22 protein-coding genes are annotated in these 15,891 nt (G+C 71.1%); 18 read left to right on the top strand and 4 right to left on the bottom strand.

Translation table 11 applies throughout. The annotated features are described in order from the left end of the window. Positions 1-103: 103 nt before the first annotated feature. A complete protein-coding gene (locus H504_RS0115400; protein WP_026423490.1) occupies positions 104-304 on the bottom strand; it encodes a hypothetical protein in 201 nt (66 codons plus the stop codon). A gap of 399 nt (positions 305-703) precedes the next feature. Here H504_RS0115400 and H504_RS0115395 point away from each other — a divergent pair, with 399 nt between their 5' ends. The 12 genes from H504_RS0115395 to H504_RS0115340 all read left to right on the top strand — a co-directional run bounded on the left by H504_RS0115395 (position 704) and on the right by H504_RS0115340 (position 8,760). Further along, the gene (locus H504_RS0115395) at positions 704-1,594 is read left to right on the top strand and encodes a hypothetical protein (RefSeq protein WP_026423489.1); all 891 of its coding nucleotides are present in this window, start codon (positions 704-706) and stop codon (positions 1,592-1,594) included. Then, the gene (locus tag H504_RS0115390; RefSeq protein WP_026423488.1) at positions 1,587-1,883 is read left to right on the top strand and encodes a type VII secretion target; all 297 of its coding nucleotides are present in this window, start codon (positions 1,587-1,589) and stop codon (positions 1,881-1,883) included. The genes H504_RS0115395 and H504_RS0115390 overlap by 8 nt, the downstream gene beginning before the upstream one ends. Beyond that, positions 1,876-2,499, top strand: a complete 624-nt coding sequence (locus H504_RS0115385; protein WP_026423487.1) for a hypothetical protein — start codon at positions 1,876-1,878, stop codon at positions 2,497-2,499. Before H504_RS0115390 ends, H504_RS0115385 begins: the two co-directional genes overlap by 8 nt. A gap of 37 nt (positions 2,500-2,536) precedes the next feature. After that, positions 2,537-3,220 (top strand): type III secretion system chaperone family protein, encoded by a 684-nt coding sequence (locus H504_RS0115380; RefSeq protein ID WP_026423486.1) that lies wholly within the window; start codon positions 2,537-2,539, stop codon positions 3,218-3,220. Between the two features lie 38 nt (positions 3,221-3,258). Further along, the gene (locus H504_RS0115375; protein WP_026423485.1) at positions 3,259-4,035 is read left to right on the top strand and encodes an SDR family NAD(P)-dependent oxidoreductase; all 777 of its coding nucleotides are present in this window, start codon (positions 3,259-3,261) and stop codon (positions 4,033-4,035) included. Positions 4,036-4,045: 10 nt separating this feature from the next. Further along, positions 4,046-4,867: an LURP-one-related family protein gene (locus tag H504_RS0115370; RefSeq protein WP_026423484.1), complete on the top strand. Its 822-nt coding sequence runs from the start codon at positions 4,046-4,048 to the stop codon at positions 4,865-4,867. 64 nt (positions 4,868-4,931) lie between these two features. After that, positions 4,932-5,507, top strand: a complete 576-nt coding sequence (gene pyrE / locus H504_RS0115365; protein WP_026423483.1) for an orotate phosphoribosyltransferase — start codon at positions 4,932-4,934, stop codon at positions 5,505-5,507. Positions 5,508-5,597: 90 nt separating this feature from the next. Then, positions 5,598-5,972: a DUF2784 domain-containing protein gene (locus H504_RS0115360; protein ID WP_026423482.1), complete on the top strand. Its 375-nt coding sequence runs from the start codon at positions 5,598-5,600 to the stop codon at positions 5,970-5,972. Then, on the top strand, positions 5,933-6,607 hold the full coding sequence (locus H504_RS0115355) for a TrmH family RNA methyltransferase (protein ID WP_026423481.1): 675 nt from the start codon (positions 5,933-5,935) through the stop codon (positions 6,605-6,607). The genes H504_RS0115360 and H504_RS0115355 overlap by 40 nt, the downstream gene beginning before the upstream one ends. A gap of 42 nt (positions 6,608-6,649) precedes the next feature. Next, entirely contained in the window at positions 6,650-7,639 is a 990-nt protein-coding gene (locus H504_RS0115350; RefSeq protein ID WP_026423480.1) for a glycoside hydrolase family 76 protein, read from the top strand. 64 nt (positions 7,640-7,703) lie between these two features. Next, positions 7,704-7,886, top strand: coding sequence for a hypothetical protein (locus H504_RS35320; RefSeq protein ID WP_035304452.1), 183 nt, complete (start codon positions 7,704-7,706; stop codon positions 7,884-7,886). 406 nt (positions 7,887-8,292) lie between these two features. After that, complete coding sequence (locus H504_RS0115340) at positions 8,293-8,760, top strand: SRPBCC family protein (protein ID WP_026423479.1); 468 nt, start codon at positions 8,293-8,295, stop codon at positions 8,758-8,760. 39 nt (positions 8,761-8,799) lie between these two features. Here the strand turns inward: H504_RS0115340 and H504_RS0115335 are convergent, their stop codons facing one another. Beyond that, positions 8,800-9,789 (bottom strand): LacI family DNA-binding transcriptional regulator, encoded by a 990-nt coding sequence (locus tag H504_RS0115335; RefSeq protein WP_026423478.1) that lies wholly within the window; start codon positions 9,787-9,789, stop codon positions 8,800-8,802. Positions 9,790-9,866: 77 nt separating this feature from the next. Between H504_RS0115335 and H504_RS0115330 the strand changes: the two genes are divergently transcribed. Both H504_RS0115330 and H504_RS0115325 read left to right on the top strand, forming a co-directional pair. Continuing rightward, positions 9,867-10,490, top strand: coding sequence for a nucleoside/nucleotide kinase family protein (locus tag H504_RS0115330; protein WP_026423477.1), 624 nt, complete (start codon positions 9,867-9,869; stop codon positions 10,488-10,490). 62 nt (positions 10,491-10,552) lie between these two features. Further along, the gene (locus H504_RS0115325; protein ID WP_026423476.1) at positions 10,553-10,912 is read left to right on the top strand and encodes a VOC family protein; all 360 of its coding nucleotides are present in this window, start codon (positions 10,553-10,555) and stop codon (positions 10,910-10,912) included. Positions 10,913-10,925: 13 nt separating this feature from the next. Here the strand turns inward: H504_RS0115325 and H504_RS0115320 are convergent, their stop codons facing one another. Next, a complete protein-coding gene (locus tag H504_RS0115320) occupies positions 10,926-11,834 on the bottom strand; it encodes a hypothetical protein (protein ID WP_026423475.1) in 909 nt (302 codons plus the stop codon). 158 nt (positions 11,835-11,992) lie between these two features. Between H504_RS0115320 and H504_RS0115315 the strand changes: the two genes are divergently transcribed. Genes H504_RS0115315 through H504_RS0115300 form a run of 4 tightly spaced genes read left to right on the top strand, consistent with a single transcriptional unit; the run spans position 11,993 to position 15,195 of the window. Next, on the top strand, positions 11,993-13,231 hold the full coding sequence (locus tag H504_RS0115315; RefSeq protein WP_169735398.1) for a peptidoglycan-binding domain-containing protein: 1,239 nt from the start codon (positions 11,993-11,995) through the stop codon (positions 13,229-13,231). After that, complete coding sequence (locus tag H504_RS44170; RefSeq protein WP_483756967.1) at positions 13,176-13,328, top strand: hypothetical protein; 153 nt, start codon at positions 13,176-13,178, stop codon at positions 13,326-13,328. Before H504_RS0115315 ends, H504_RS44170 begins: the two co-directional genes overlap by 56 nt. Next, positions 13,325-13,999 (top strand): ABC transporter ATP-binding protein, encoded by a 675-nt coding sequence (locus tag H504_RS0115305; protein ID WP_026423473.1) that lies wholly within the window; start codon positions 13,325-13,327, stop codon positions 13,997-13,999. The genes H504_RS44170 and H504_RS0115305 overlap by 4 nt, the downstream gene beginning before the upstream one ends. After that, positions 13,996-15,195 (top strand): ABC transporter permease, encoded by a 1,200-nt coding sequence (locus tag H504_RS0115300; RefSeq protein WP_026423472.1) that lies wholly within the window; start codon positions 13,996-13,998, stop codon positions 15,193-15,195. The genes H504_RS0115305 and H504_RS0115300 overlap by 4 nt, the downstream gene beginning before the upstream one ends. Here H504_RS0115300 and H504_RS0115295 read toward each other — a convergent pair. Then, positions 15,192-15,833 (bottom strand): DedA family protein, encoded by a 642-nt coding sequence (locus H504_RS0115295; RefSeq protein ID WP_026423471.1) that lies wholly within the window; start codon positions 15,831-15,833, stop codon positions 15,192-15,194. The genes H504_RS0115300 and H504_RS0115295 overlap by 4 nt on opposite strands. Positions 15,834-15,891 lie beyond the last annotated feature (58 nt).

Here is a 15,891-nt window from a genome sequence, read left to right as displayed (position 1 = left end):
GTCGACGTCAACGACGACAACTCCGGCCTGGCGGTCGACCGGGCCTGACCCGGCCGTCGACAAAGCCGCCCCGGTCCACACCGGGGCGGCTTTTTCTGTCGCCTCAGAACAACGACGCCAGTTCGTGCGCCCGGTGCACGGCCGCGATCACGCCCGGCCCGAGCGAGCTGCCGCTCCAGATGACCCCGATCAACCGAATGGCGTCCCGTCGGTGATCGGCCCTGGTCGACCGCACTACGACGCTCACCAACCGATAGGTGACCAGGCCCGCGAACAAATAGCTGATGAGAAACAGAAATGCCATTCCAACCGCCTTCATCGACAAGATTGCCAGGCTCAATGCAAGCCTGTGCGCGGCGATTGATCAAGACTGCTGTGCCCACCTTTCCGGCATGCCACCGACAAGTTGGTGGCAACTTTGCGACTTGCCGCCCGGTTGCCGTTGACATGCCGGGAAGTCGAGCCTGAAGTGCGGAGACTGTCCACGTTCTTTCCGGTGGCAACTTCGTGGCAAGTCCGTTCCCGCTGCCGTGGCACCCGGCAAGTTCGTGGCAAGTTGGGTCGTCGGCCAATTCACGTGGCAAGTCGACGGCAAGTCCGCCAGCCCGGCGTACGTCATATCGCGCGGCTTCCGCGGATCGGATACAGTCGCTGCTCGCTGCGGTAAATCGCGCAGTTCCGCGCCCGGTCGGGGGGCGCTTTCGTGCTGTTCGCACAGGCCCTGTCCGAAAGGGGAACGATGGTCGCGCCCGCCGTCGAGTCCGCCTTGCGCACCGGCCGCGGCGTGCGTCGGGACGATCTGGCCGAACGCCTGCCCACCGAACTCGCCCGGCGGATGCACGTCGACCTCACCGCCGCCGCCGAGGTGGTGCTGGCCACGGTCGCCTGGCAGGTGGCCGGGTTGATCGCCCGGACCTTCCGGCAGCCGCGGGACCGGGTTCTGCTCACCGGCGCGTACAACCTGCGCAGAGACCCGGACCTCACCTCTTTGTTGCTCAAAGACCGCGTCGTCGTCCTCAGCGGTCGCATGGGCCTGTCGGTCAGCAGACTCAACAGCCTGATGTCCGAGCTCACCAAGCGCACGTGCCCGGCGTTCGACGCGCCGTTCCCGGTGCCGGATCTGCGGGAGATCGACCGCGAAGCCGCCGCCGAGGCCGAGTACGCGCGGCGGGAGCCCACCGGGGAGGACACCGAACCGCGCCTGGCGGTCGCGGCGGAGTCGTTGACCCGCGCAGTGACCCGCGCGCTGACCGGCGAAGACGGTCGTGGCTTGGCGAGGTTGGCGCTCGACGGCGTCCTGCACGTCGAGGCCGTTCCGGGCGAGGGCCTGGTCACCACCCGGGCGGGCGACGGTGAGTACCTGTGCGCCTTCACCGAGGTGGCGCTGCTGCGCGCCCACCGGGTCGCCGCCCGTTCCCCGGTTGGCAGCCGGGAACTTCCCGTTCCGGGACGTGAGCTGGTCGCGGCGCTGGCGGAGCGGGGCGGGATCGGGCTGGTGCTCAACCCGCCCGCCGACGGGACGCGGACGGGCGAGCTGCGTACCTGGATCGCGGCCGAGTTGGCCCAGTTGAAAACCGAGGTGTGCGGTGACTGACGGGTTCGAGGTCGACCTGGACGAGCTGGACCGGCTGGCGCGGCGGTTGGGTGGGCTCGGCGACGAGGTGCGCGGCGACGTGGCGTGGCGGTACGGGGTGGACGCGGAGAAGTGGCCCGCGGACGACCCGATCGGCGCGGCCGTCGTGGTGTACCTGCGCAGCCTGGCCGAGGCGCGGGACCGGCTGTGCCGCAGGCTGGCCGATACCGCCACCGACCTGACCAACACCGCGGCGGCCTACCGGGACGTGGATGACGCGGGGTGGCGGGAGGGGCTCGGCGATGGCTGACGGGATCCGGCCGCCCGGCAACCAGGCCTGGGTGCGCAACCTGGCGGAGACCCTGCGGGCGCAGGGGGTGCCGCTGACCGAGGCCGCCGAGCTGCTGGCCGTGGTCAGCGCCGACGGCTGGTCCGGTCCGGCGGCGACCGCGTTCGGCGAGTTCACGGCGGGTACGGCGGCGGGTGCCCGGCAGATGGCGGACATCCACGCGGCGGTTCGCGACCGGGTCGACGGGCACAGCACCTTCGTGCACCAGTTGCCGCACCTGTGGCCGGATGCCGACGCGGGCGAGCGGCAGCGGCTCGTGGGGTTGTGGCGCGGGGCCGCCGAGGACGTGGCCGCCGAGATCCGGAAGCAGGCCGCCGAGCTCGACCGCGTCGGCGTGCCCCCGCCGAAGGTGGCGCGGCCCCGCGAGCCGGTCGAGCCCGCGCCGGTCGCCCACCGCTGGCCGACCGTGGACCCGGACGTCCAGCCGAACCGCCCGCGGCCCGCGGCCGTCCCCGCGGCGGTGGCCTACGGGCACCGGGTGGTCGCCGAGGAGCAGTTGTTCCCGCAACTGCTGGTCGGCTCGCGTCGGGTCGGTCTGCCGTGGCCGCGCGACACAGTGGGCGAAGTTGGGCCGTGATCTTGATGACGGGCCGGTGACGACTACGCTGCCCGGTGTGGGTGTTCCCGCGTGGGTGTGGTTCCTGGTCGCGGTCGTCGCGGGTGTCGCGGGCGGCCTGTTCCTGCTGCGTGATCGTGCGCTGTTGACGTCCCGGAACCGGGAGCGGCGGCGGTGGGCGGCGTTGCGGGGGTGGCAGTTCGCCGAGGATGATCCGGCGTTGCCGAAGCAGTGGTCCAGTGGGGCCATCGCGTACTACGGCGACGGGGTGGCCAGGGACGTCGTCGCCGGGACCACGTTCACCGCGGACGGGCGGCGCAAGGTCTACGTGTTCGACCTGGAGGCCGGTGGCCGGGTCAACGTGGTGGTCACGGCTGTCCAGTGCAAGCGGGTGCACTCGGTCGTCCTGGAGTTGTGGGTGCCGAGCACGCCGTTCCAGCGGGAGCACATGCCGGAGCTCCTGGGTCCGGTCGGGCAGCGGTACGCGTTCGTGTCGGACATCGCGGCGGCGCGGGCGTTGATCACGCCGGACCTGGTGGACGCGACCGAGGACATCGGGCAGGACGTGGCGGTGGCCTGGATCGAGGGCGGCTGGGTGTTGGCCGCGGCGGCGCCGGGGTCGAGTCCGTCCAGGTTGGAGCGGTTGCTGCGCGGGATCGGCGAGATCGCGGACGTGGTGGACCCGTTCGACAAGGAAGAGGCCGCCGTGCGGGCGGCGGACGTGGAGCAGACCGACCGGTAGTGGTTCCGGCCGCGGTTACCTCTTAGTAGGTTGGCGGCATGCCGACCGCGCTCATCACCGGGGCCACCGCTGGGATCGGGGCCGCTTTCGCCCGCAGGCTGGCCGCCGACGGGTACGACCTGGTGCTGGTGGCCAGGACGACCGAACGCCTCAAGCAGACCGCCGGGGAGTTGACCTCGTCGTTCGGGGTCGCCGTGCAGACCCTCACCGCGGACCTGTCCACCACCCGGGCGCGCAAGCGGGTGGAGGCGCGGTTGGCCGACCCGGAGCGGCCGGTGGACCTGCTGGTCAACAACGCCGGGTTCGGCACCCGGGGCGCGTTCGCGGACGCCGACCCGGACTGGCTGCAGAACCAACTCGACGTCAACGTCACCACGGTCATGCGGCTGACCAGGGCGGTCTTACCGGGGATGCTGGCCCGCGGGCACGGCGGGGTGATCAACGTGTCGAGCGTGGCCGGGTTCTTCCCGGTAACCGGTCCCTCTTACTCGGCCACCAAGGCGTACGTGACCGCGCTGTCCGAGGGTCTTGCGGCGAACCTCACGGGTACCGGTGTGCGCGTTGTGGCGCTGTGCCCGGGGTTCACCCGCACCGAGTTCCACGCCCGCGCAGGTGACGACATGGAGTTGCCCGAGTTCCTCTGGCTCGACGCCGACCGGGTCGTCGCGGACGCGTTGGCGGACCTGCGGCGCAACAACGACCGCTCGGTGCCGGGCATCCAGTACAAGGCCCTGCTCGGTGTGACGAAACTCCTGCCCAGGGCGCTGCTGCGATTCCTCGGGAAGCGGGCGTCGGCGGGCCGCGACCGGGGTTAGGCTCCCGGCCATGACGAATCCGCAGCCGGGGTGGTACCCGGAAAGCCCCGGTTCCACCACTCTGCGCTGGTGGGACGGTACCCAGTGGACGAACCACACCCAGGCCGCCCAGCAGCAGCCGAGCAGCGACGCCAGCGGCTGGGAGATCCCGCTCGGCGGCGGCCAACCCAACCCGGACAAGATCCGCGACCAGCAGCGCCGGGCCGGGGTCGGGCAGGTCGGCCAGGGCGGCGGCACGCTGTTCAGCGAACCGGTGCTGGTGGTCAACCAGAAGGTCAAGCTCATCGAGATGGCCAACGAGTACTCGGTGTTCGACCAGCACGGCCGCCAGATCGGCTCGGTCGCCGAGGTCGGCCAGAGCGCGCTGAAGAAGGCCGTCCGGTTCCTCAGCAGCTACGACCAGTTCATGACGCACCGGCTGGAGGTGCGCGACGTCAACCACCAGACCGTGCTGCGGCTGACCCGCCCGGCCAAGCTGGTGAAGTCCCGGATGATCGTCGAGCGCGGCGACGGGGCGCAGCTCGGTGAGATCGTGCAGCAGAACGTGTTCGGCAAGATCCGGTTCAGCTTCGTGGTCGGCGGCCAGGACATCGGCGGCATCCAGGCGGAGAACTGGCGGGCGTGGAACTTCGCCGTCGTCGACCACACCGGGGCCGAGGTCGCGCGGATCACCAAGACCTTCGAGGGCATCGCCAAGACGCTGTTCACCACGGCCGACAACTACGTGCTGCAGATCCACCGGCAGCTACCGGACCCGCTGCTGAGCATGGTCGTGGCGTCCGCGTTGACCGTCGACACCGCGCTCAAGCAGGACAACCGGGGCTGGAACTGACCGGCGCGGCGCGGCGGGTGTCGGCGCGACCCGCTGTCGGTGCGGCATGAGAGGCTTGCGTCCCGTGCGAACCGCTCCGACTGTCGACCCCTCCGCCAAGGGTGAACTGGCCCGCCTGGTGACCGAACTCGCCGTGGTGCACGGCAAGGTCACGCTCGCGTCCGGTAAGGAGGCCGACTACTACGTCGACCTCCGCCGGGCGACCCTGCACCACGCCGCCGCCCCGCTGATCGGCAGGTTGCTGCGCAGGCTCACCGCCGACTGGGACTACGTGGCCGCCGGGGGCCTCACCCTCGGCGCCGACCCGGTCGCGCTGGCGATGATGCACGCCGCGTCGGCGGCCGGGGAGGTGCTCGACGCGTTCGTGGTGCGCAAGGACACCAAGGCGCACGGCATGCAGCGCCGCATCGAGGGCATCGAGGTCACCGGCCAGCGGGTGCTCGCGGTCGAGGACACCTCGACGACGGGCGGCAGCGTGCTCACCGCCGTCGACGCGCTCAACGAGGCGGGGGCCGTGGTGATCGGGGTGGCCACAGTGGTCGACCGGGACACCGGCGCCCGCGAGGCCATCGAGGCGCGCGGCCTGCCGTACCGCTCGCTGCTGGGACTGGGTGATCTCGGTCTGCCAGTGGGTGACTGACCAGCCCCGACAAAGGTGATCATCCCCCAACTGCGGGTACCGTGGAAGGTGCTCGCTCGCCGTGTCCTCGGTGGTTGGGGAGGTGGTCCGATGTTCGGTCTGCTCGCCGCCGCGACAGTGGTCGTGCATGTCGTGGCGTTGCTGTACATCGGCCTGGGGGGCTTCCTGGCGTGGAAGTGGCCCAGGTCGATCGTCCTGCACGTGTTCTTCGCGATCTGGGGCGTGGTGGTCAACGTGACGCCGGTGCCGTGCCCGCTGACCGCGCTGGAGAACTTCTTCCGCGCGCGGGAGGGCCGCGGTCCGCTACCCGGCGGTTTCAACGACTACTACATCTTCGGTCCGATCATCCCCGACGCGTACGCCGGGCTGGTCGCGACGGTCGCGGTCGTCGTCCTGGTCGTCTCTTATGTGGGTGCGTACACGCTGTGGCGGAATCGGAAAAGCCTGATGGTGCCGGTGAAGTAGGACCCACCGAGTGGGTCTTCGGCGAACCGGTCGGTGTCGGCCCGTGGCCGGGTGACCGGCCGGTCGGCGACCACTACGACCCGGAGCTGCTCGCGGGCGGCGACCGGCGCAACGTCGTCGACGCCTACCGGTACTGGCGGCGGGACGCGGTGGTCGCCGACCTCGACCGGCGCAGGCACGGCTTCCACGTCGCCATCGAGAACTTCCAGCACGACCACAACATCGGGACCGTGGTTCGCACCGCCAACGCGTTCGCCGCCCGCGCCGTGCACATCGTCGGCCGCAAGCGCTGGAACCGCCGGGGCGCCATGGTCACCGACCGCTACCAGCACGTCGACCACCACCCGACCGTCGAGTCGCTTGTGGACTACGCGCGCGCCGCGGGGTTGGTGGTCGTGGGGGTGGACAACACACCCGGGTCCGTTCCGGTTGAGACGGTCGACCTGCCGCGCGACTGCGTGCTGCTGTTCGGGCAAGAGGGGCCGGGGCTCACCGAGGGGGCTCGGGCGCACGCGGACCTGCTGGTGTCCATCGCCCAGTTCGGGTCAACCCGCTCGATCAACGCGGGGGTGGCCGCCGGGATCGTCATGCACGCCTGGATCCGCGCGCACGCCGATCTCGACCAAGCCTGGTAGCCCGCCCTTGGCGCGGGACGCCTCGGCAACGCACCATGGAGTATGGCGATCGGCTGGGCGGCACGCGCGGGAATCGCGGAGCGGTCGGTGCGTGACCGGTTTCTGCGTCCGATGCTCGGAATGCCCGGAACGCGGCTGGGGTTACCGCGGCCCGGTCGCCGGTTGCACCTGTCGTGGAACTACTGGTGGCAGGCGCATCTGCTCGACTGTCTGGTTGACGCCCACTTGCGTGATCCGTCCGAAGACCGGGCGATCACGGCACTCGTACGCGGTATCCGCCTCCGCAACCTCGGCGCCTGGACCAACTCTTATTACGACGACATAGCCTGGCTCGGTTTAGCCCTCCAACGCGCGGGCGGCCCCGAACGGGCTCTTACCGCCATCGAGTCCCGCCTGCGTTCCGGATGGACGGACGATTTCGGCGGCGGGATCTGGTGGCGCCGAAGGGACGACTTCAAGAACGCCCCCGCCAACGGCCCCGCCGCCATCTACCTCGCCCGCCGCGGCGACCACGCCTGGGCCCGCGCCACCGTCGACTGGCTGGACCGCACCCTGGTCGACCCGGCCACCGGCCTCGTCTGGGACGGCATCCGCCCCGGCGAGACGGTCCGAACCACCTACACATACTGCCAAGGCGTGTTCCTCGGCGCCTGCGTCGAACTGTCCCTGGTGGACCAAGCCGCCCGCACCATCCGCGCCGTCGCCGACCACCTCGCCCCCGACCACGTCCTCCCCGGCCAAGGCGAGGGCGACGGCGGCCTGTTCGCGGGCATCCTCGCCCGCTACCTCGCCGACTCCGCCCTCCGCCTCCCCGCCGCCGAGGCCGACCTGGCCCGCTCCCTGGTGCTCACCTCGGCCAAAGCGTTGTGGCGCAACCGCGTCACCACCCTCGACGGCCCCCGCTTCGGCGTCGACTGGCGACACCCCGGCAACCCCGGACGAGACCTGTCGGTCCAACTGTCGGCCTGGATGACCCTGGAAGCCGCCGCCCGACTCGCCCACTCAGGCGGACCTGATCACCCACGAGTGTGACACCACGCCGCACGGGGTACCTCGGCCGCACACGACCCGCCCTCGCCCGAACGGAGCCCCACCCATGTCCGACGACCTCGGCTACACCGGCGACCTCGACACGACCATCCCCACCGACCACCGCCACCGCGCCACCCGCGTCGTCGCCGCCACCGCCACCGACGCCGCCGACTGCGCCCTCCTCCTCGACATGCTCGGCCTCACCCCCGAATCCGGCCTGACCCACAACGAACACCGCGCCGCCTGACTCCCCTCGGCAGCCCTCACCGCGCGGTTGCCCTTGCGGTTTACCGTCTGATCAGGCGTCGCGCGTCCCCGAAATCTTCACCTCGCCAACGCGCCACTCCCCGCACGCCACAGCCTCTTACGCGCGCACGCCGGGCAAAGCCCGGCCCCCACCCGTCCCGGGGGGCGTCCCTGGTCCAGTCTACCGGTGCCTGGGGGAAAGTGGGGTGGGAGTGCGGGGCCTGTGGACAACTCTGAGCATTGTGGACGGATCGGGGGCGGACCGGCCAGGGTGGGTCGAAGTGTCTTGAAGGCTGTGAGAACCGTTGTGGGCAAAGGGAATCGTGAGAGGGGGGTGCTGGGATGTGTAGGGGTGGGTGTGGCGGGTAGGCCTGGGGTGGACCACAGTCACGAGGAGGCTGAAATACGTGAGCACGATCATTGAGACCGTGGATGTCGCCGTCCCCGTGTCGACGGCGTACAACCAGTGGACGCAGTTCGAGTCCTTCCCGCACTTCATGGCGGGGGTTGAGGAGATCCGGCAGGTCGACGCGCGGCACACGCACTGGGTGACGAAGGTCGGCGGGGTGACCCGGGAGTTCGACGCGACGATCACCGAGCAGGTGCCGGATGAGCGGGTGGCGTGGAAGTCGGACGCGGGGCCGGACCACGCGGGGGTGATCACGTTCCACCGGTTGAACGACCGGGAGACGCGGGTGACGGCGCAGATGGAGATTGACCCCGAGGGGTTCGCGGAGAACGTGGCGGACAAGCTCGGGGTGATCGACCGGCGGGTCAAGGACGACATGAAGCGGTTCAAGGACTTCATCGAGCAGCGTGGTGGCGAGACGGGGGCGTGGCGCGGGCAGGTCGACGCGCCCGGTCAGCACCACTGACCACACGCGACTGAGCCCCCGGGGGTCATCCCCGGGGGCTCACGCGCAGCCGCAGGAGCCGCGGTGGATGAGGGTGGGGTGCAGGAGCGTGGTTTCCGGTGGGCGCTCGGGGTCGTCGAGGCGGGCGAGGAGCAGGCGGACGGCGGTGCGGCCGATCTCGTCGACGGGGTGGGTCATGGTGGTGATGGCGGGGGTGACGAGTTCAGCCCAGTCGACGTCGTCGTGGCCGACGATGGCCATGTCGCGGCCGATGTCGAGGCCGTGGGCGCGGGCTTCCCGGTAGGCGCCCGCGGTCATGGCGCCGTTGCCGGAGATGACGGCGGTGGGGCGCTCGGGGACGGTCAGCAGGCGGCGCATGGCCAGCACGCCGTCCTCGTGGGTGGCGCCGCCGCCCGCGACGAGGTTGGAGTCCCAGCGGAGCCCGGCGCGGCCGAGGCCGAGGCGGTAGCCGAGGGTGCGTTCCTCGCTGGCGCTCATCCACTCGACGCCGGAGATGAAGGCGATGCGGCGGTGGCCCGCGGCGGCGAGGTGCTGCACCAGGGTGGAGGTCGACTGGATGTTCTCCGGGCCGACCTGGTCCAACTTGATCTTGTGCGAGACCCGGTCGACCAGTACGGCAGGCACCCCGGTGCGGGCCAGTTGCTCCAAAGTGGACGTGTCGCCGGGTGCCGGGGTGAGCAGCATGCCGTCCACCCGGCGGGCCTGCAGCTTGCGCACCGCGGCGCGTTCGCCGTCCTCGGTGTCGAGGGTGTCACCGAGCAGCACGGTGTAGCCGGCCGCGGTGGCCTCGGCCTCGATGGCGTGCAGGAGCTGCGGCAGGTGCGGGTTGGCCAGCAGCGACATCGCCACGCCGATGGACTTGGTGCCGCCGGTGACCAGGGAGCGGGCGATCGCGTTGCCGGTGTAGCCGGTGGTCTCGATGGCGGCCAGCACCCGGTCCCTGGTGGTCGCCGCGACGGGTCTGGTCTCGTTGACCACGTGTGAGACCGTGCTGATCGAGACTCCCGCCAGCTTGGCGACGTCCTCCATAGTGGCCACTGCGGATCTCGCTCCACCTCGTCTGAGCAAACGCTTGCGGGAACCATACATACCGGGAGGTAACGCGCGTGCACTGGGCGGCACTGATCGATCGCGCCGCGGCGTTGGCCATACCGGGTGAGCGGCGGATCCTCGGCATCGCGGGTGCGCCGGGGGCCGGGAAGTCGACGCTGGCGCGCGCCGTGGTCGACGCGCTCGGCGACCGGGCCGCGTTGGTCGGTATGGACGGATTCCACCTGGCCCAGGCCGAACTCGACCGGCTCGGCGCCGCCGACCGCAAGGGCGCCCCGGACACCTTCGACGCCGACGGCTACGTCCACCTGCTGCGCCGCCTGGCCGCCAACACCGACCCGGTCGTGTACGCCCCGGAGTTCCGCCGGGAGATCGAGGAGCCGGTCGCGGGCGCCGTCCCGATCGGGTGTGACGTTCCCCTCGTGATCACCGAGGGCAACTACCTGCTGCTGTGGCCCGCCGTCCGGCCGCTGTTGGCCGAGGCGTGGTTCCTCGACCCCGGCCAGGACCTCCGGCGGGATCGGCTGGTGGCACGCCATATCCGCTACGGCCGCACCCCGGAGCAGGCCCGCGAGCGTGCCGACGGGTCCGACGAGCGCAACGCCCGGTTGGTCGCCGCCACCGCCCCGGCCGCCGACCTGGTGATCCACGCCGTTGACCCGCCGCCCGCCGCGTCGTAGCCCGCCTGGGGCACTATGGCGTACGGCTCGCCCCCGAACGGGCCAAGGAAGGACTGACCCCGATGCCTGCGCTGACCGGCGTCCACCACGTCGCCCTCACCGTGACCGACGTCGACCGCAGTGTCCCCTGGTACGAGCGCGTGCTCGGGTTCGCCACGCAGAGCCGCGAGGAGCCGGCAGAGGGCCCGCGCCGGGTGCGGCTGCGCGGCCTGGGGGTCGCGCTGACCCTGGTGCAGCACCCGCGGGGCTGCCACGCCCCGTTCGACGAGGGCAGACCCGGCCTGGACCACCTCACCTTCTCCGTCCCCGACGTCGACACGTGGCCCCGCCGCCTCACCGACTGCGGCGTCCCGTTCAGCACCACCCCCGACGGCGTGGCCCTGCGCGACCCCGACGGCATCCCGCTGGTGCTGGCGGGTTGACCGCCCGCCGGGCTCACTTCCGCGAGACCACCGCGGTCGCCTCCTTGATCCGGTTGTCCAGCAGGACCCGGTAGTCCTTCAACGCCTCCGCGTTCTTCTCGATCAACCGGCTCTGGTAGGCCGTCTCCACAGCCAGGTTGACCCCGATGACGTTCGTCTTCTCCTTGCACCCCACATCCGCCTTCGCCGTGGCGATCTCCTTGTCGCTGGGGTTCTGGTCCTTCCACCACGCCCCGTCGTCGTTGGCGTCCCAGGGGGTGGCGTAGTCGTACCCGGCCTCGTCCATGCACTTGCTCCAATTCGCCCACGCGGCGATCAGCCGGGAATCACCCCGGGCCGACGCGTTCGACTCGTTGGACAGGTTCTGCACGAGGTCGTCGGCGGTTTCGTGGCTGGTGTCGTTGTTCGCGTAGAAGTTCAGGGTTTTGCCCGCCTCAACCCGACACCCACCGTCGGGCACCTTCTCGCCGTTGACAACGGTGGAACCGTCTCGCCCGGTGAAGACCTGCCATTCCGCGTCGGAGTGCTTCTGTTGGTTCGGGTCGTTGGCCTTGCGCTGGGGGAACTGGTCCGGAGACGGGTGGTAACCCCAGTTGGCGTAGTCGTCCGAGGCGCTGATCCCGTACCGGCGGTTCGGCTGGCGCGGGTTCTCGTGCGAGACCACCGGCGTGTCGAACCCGAAGCGCCGCATGCACTGCTGGACCAGCATGTCGTTGGCGGTGCCGATGGTCGCCAACTGCTCCGCGGTCGCGCGGTAGCTGTCCAGCGGGAGGACGAGGTCGTAGGTCTCCCGTACGGTCGCCACCTCCCCGAGCGGCGGCTCGTGCGCCGGATCCGCCGCCTTGGGCGGCTCCGATGACGAACACCCGGCCGTGAACGCGACAACAACCACGGCGACCGCCGTTACGGCGCGCAATCCCATGTGTTTCGACTCCCCATTCTGCAAACAATGGTGAAGGCCAAAGCCATCTTTGGTGGTGACTTGACCTCAGAACTATTCCGCAGTGCGGCTACGGTACCGTTTGGTCTGGTTTTGCCGGCAATTATCCAATCGGCCCAACGAATGCGCTGGGGGCACTGGTGGTCGAACAGGACAAGGCGACTCCCGGTGGGGCCAGGGTGCGCGGCCGCAGGCGGGCGTTGTGGCTGGTGGTGGCGGTGACGCTGGTGTTCGGCGGTGGGGCGTTGGTGGTGGCGAGGTTCGTGAAGTCGCCCGCGCTGGTGGCGGCGGAGGCGGAGCCGCCTGCTTCGGGGCCGGTGACGGTCGCGGTTGAGCGGCGGGTGTTGCGCAGCACGGTGACGGTGCGTGGGGACGTCGCACCCGCTCGGTCGACGAAGATCACCTATCCGGGGGCGGGTACGGGTGGGAAGCCGGTGGTGACAAGGCTTCCGCTCAGGGCGGGCGACGAGGTGCGGTCCGGGTCGGTGGTGGCGGAGGTGTCCGGCAGGCCCGTTCTGGTGCTGCAAGGGGCTTCGCCCGCGTACCGCGACCTGGCCCCGGACGCCTACGGCGACGACGTCCGGCAGCTTCAGACGGCCCTGTCCGGGTTGGGGTACTCGACCAAGCCCGATGCCGCCGGTGTTTACGGCGCGGGCACCAAGAAGGCGGTCGCCGCCCTGTACGCCAAGGCCGGTTACCAAGTGGCGACGGCGAATCCCGATGAAGCTGCCGGTTTGCGGGTGGCGGAACGGCGGGTTCGCGACGCGAAGATCGTGCTGGGGAAGGCGGCGCCGGACGCGGCCGATGACGCGAAGCGGGCGGTGCGGGACGCCGAGGAGGACTTGGCGGCGTTGCGGGACAGCACCGGCGCGATCGTGCCGATCGGGGAGGTCGCCTTCATCGACGCGTTGCCCGCGCGGGTGACGAAGGTCGGCGCTGTGGTCGGTGACAACGCGACATCCGCCCTGGTGATCGTGTCCAGTGGTGACCTGATCGTCCACGGTGGACTCAACCGCACGGACGCTGCCCTGGTGCGGCCCGGTCAGCACGTGGACATCGCGTCCGAGGTGTTGGGGGCCACCGTGTCCGGGCGGGTGGAGCGGATCGACACCCCGCAGGCAGCCAACAGCGATCAGTCCACCAGCGACCAGTCCGGCGGTGGCCAGGCAGGCAACGACCAGAACACCGCGCCGCCGGGGCAGATGTCGGTGTTGGTCATCCCCGACAGCCCGCTGGACCCCAAGTTCGACGGGCAGGACGTCCGGCTCACGGTGGAATCCGCCAGCACCCAGGGGGGAGGTCCTGGTCGTCCCGCTGGCCGCGGTGTCGGCGCGGGCCGACGGGCAGTCGCAGGTGGTGCGGACCTCGGCGTCCGGTGAGGAACGAATCCCAGTCACCGCAGGGGTTTCCGGCGGCGGCTACGTCGAGGTTCGCGGCGAGCTGCGCGTGGGTGACCGGGTGGTGGTGGGGCGGTGAGCGTCCCGGTCGTCGAGTTGCGCGGCGCCGGGAAGACCTACCCGGGTCCGCCGCCGGTGGTGGCGTTGCGCCCGTCGGACCTGGTGATCGACCGGTCCGACTACGTCGCGGTCACCGGGCCGTCGGGTTCGGGCAAGTCGACCTGGTTGAACCTGGTCGGTCTGCTGGACACGCCCACCGAGGGGCAGTACCTGATCGACGGGGTCGACGTGGGGTCGTTGCCGGAGCGGGTGCGCATGAGCATGCGGGCGGAGCGGATCGGGTTCGTGTTCCAGTCGTTCCACCTGCTGCCGCACCGCACGGCCGTGGAGAACGTGATGTTGGGGTCGCTGTACCTGGGCAGGCGGCGGGCCGACCGGCAGCGCGCGGCGGCGGCCGTGTTGGAGCGGGTCGGGTTGGCGCCCCGGGCGGGCGCGCTCGCCGGGGAGTTGTCCGGTGGGGAGCGGCAGCGGGTCGCGATCGCCCGCGCCCTGGTGGCGGACCCGAGTCTGCTGCTGTGCGACGAGCCGACCGGCAACTTGGACAGCGCGTCGGCTGCCCGCGTGCTGGACCTGATCGAGGAGGTCCACCGCAGCGGTCAGACGGTTGTCGTGGTCACGCACGACCCGTCGGTGGCGGCGCGGGCGCGGCGGCAGGTCACGATCCACGACGGCCGGTTGGCGGTCCGGTGAGCCTGCGACCGGCGGACCTCGCCGACGAGGTGATCAGTGGTGTCACACAGCGGGCGGGGCGGTCGGTGCTCACCGCGTTGGGGACGGCGTTGGCGTTGGCCGCGTTCGTCGCCGTGCTCGGGTTGACCGCGACCACCCAGGGGCAGGTCAGCGCCCGGTTCTCCGAGCTGAGCGCGACCGAGGTGTCGCTGGAGCGCACCGCCACCGACCCGGCCGAACCCGCCGCCTTCCCGGCGGACGCCCAGGAGCGGGTGGCCGCGCTACCCGGGGTGAAGGCGGTCGGCGTGTCGTGGCCGGTACCCCTGGGCAACGCGAAGGTCGGGGTGCGGCCGGAGGACGCGGACCGCACCGGCGAGACGCTGCCCGTGCTCGCGGCGACCCCCGGGTACTTCGCCGCCGTGCACGCCAGGATGGCGCAGGGCGTCGCGTTCGACGCGTTCCACGACGGCCGCGCCGAGGACGTCGCGGTGGTCGGTCGCGCGGCGGCCGCCCGGTTGGGGCTGACCAGGTTGGACGCCCAGCCCGCGATCTTCGTCCAGGGTCGGGCGCTGACCGTGATCGGCGTGGTCGACTCGGTGGACCGCAGACCGGAGACCCTGCTCGACGTGCTCGTCCCGGCGGCGACCGCGGCCAGGCACTGGGGGCCGTCGCCCGCGTCCGGCTCGGTCACCAGCATGCTGGTCGACACGGCCGTCGGCGCCGCGCAGCAGGTCGGCAGGCAGGCCAAGGTCGCGGCCCGGCCGGACAGCCCGGAGCGGACCAAGGCCGTCGTGCCGCCCGACCCGCGCACCCTGCGTGACGCGGTGTCCACCGACCTCAACGGTCTGTTCCTCGGCTTGGCCGGGGTGTCGCTGGTGGTCGGTGGGGTCGGCATCGCCAACACCAGTCTGGTCGCCGTGCTGGAGCGGGTCCCGGAGATCGGGCTGCGCCGCGCGCTGGGTGCCCGGCGCAGGCACATCGCGGGCCAGTTCCTGGTGGAGAGCGCCACCCTGGGGCTGCTCGGCGGTCTGGTCGGCACCGCGATCGGGGTGGTGACCGTGCTGGTCGTGTCGATCGTGCGGGGCCTGACCCCGATCCTGGAACCGCAGGTGGTCTACCCGGCGCCGGTGTTGGGCATGGTCACCGGTCTGCTGGCGGGCCTGTGCCCGGCTTGGCGGGCCACCCGCATCGAACCGGCGGAGGCACTGCGCCGCTAGTCCGTGACCGACACCGTGTCCACCGGCTTGCGCATTTCCTGGCGGTAGCGCCAGAAGCCCCAGATGGTGCCGAAGACGAAGAACGCGATGCTGGCGACGACCGCGACCGTCTTCAGCCAGGGGAGTTCGTCGAGCAGGCCTGCCGCGTAGTAGCCGATCAGGACCAGGGTGGGGACCCAGGCGACGCCGCCGACGGTGGTGGCCAGCAGGAAGCGGCGGGCGTCCATCTTGGCGGCGCCCGCGACGAGGGGGGCCAGGGTGCGGATCCACGGGATCCAGCGGGCCACCACGATGGCGAAGAAACCCTTGCGGTCCAGGAAGTCGCGGGCCCGGTCGAGGTTGCGCTGGTTGAGCACCTTGCCGCCGACCCTGGTGACGATGGCGTGCCCGGTCTTCGAGCCGATGTAGTAGCCCAGCTGGTTGCCCGCGACCGCGACCACGGTGGCGACCACGGAGAGCCACCACGCCTGGTGCTCGTGGCCCTGCTGGGCCAACACCACCCCGGCCGCGAACAACAGCCCGTCGCCCGGCAGGAACAGGCCGATGATGAAGGCGCACTCGAGGAACACGAACCCGAGCACGATCGCCCACACCACCAGCGGACCAGCGGTTTCGGACAGGCCAAGGGCGTAGGTCACGGCCGTAGGGTACGTGGCGTAACCGGGCGGGCGCAGACGAACCACGGCCTGTTCACCG

Origin of the sequence: Actinokineospora inagensis DSM 44258 (genome assembly GCF_000482865.1) — a bacterium.
GTDB lineage: Bacteria > Actinomycetota > Actinomycetes > Mycobacteriales > Pseudonocardiaceae > Actinokineospora > Actinokineospora inagensis.
This window is presented reverse-complemented; position numbering and strand designations above follow the sequence as displayed.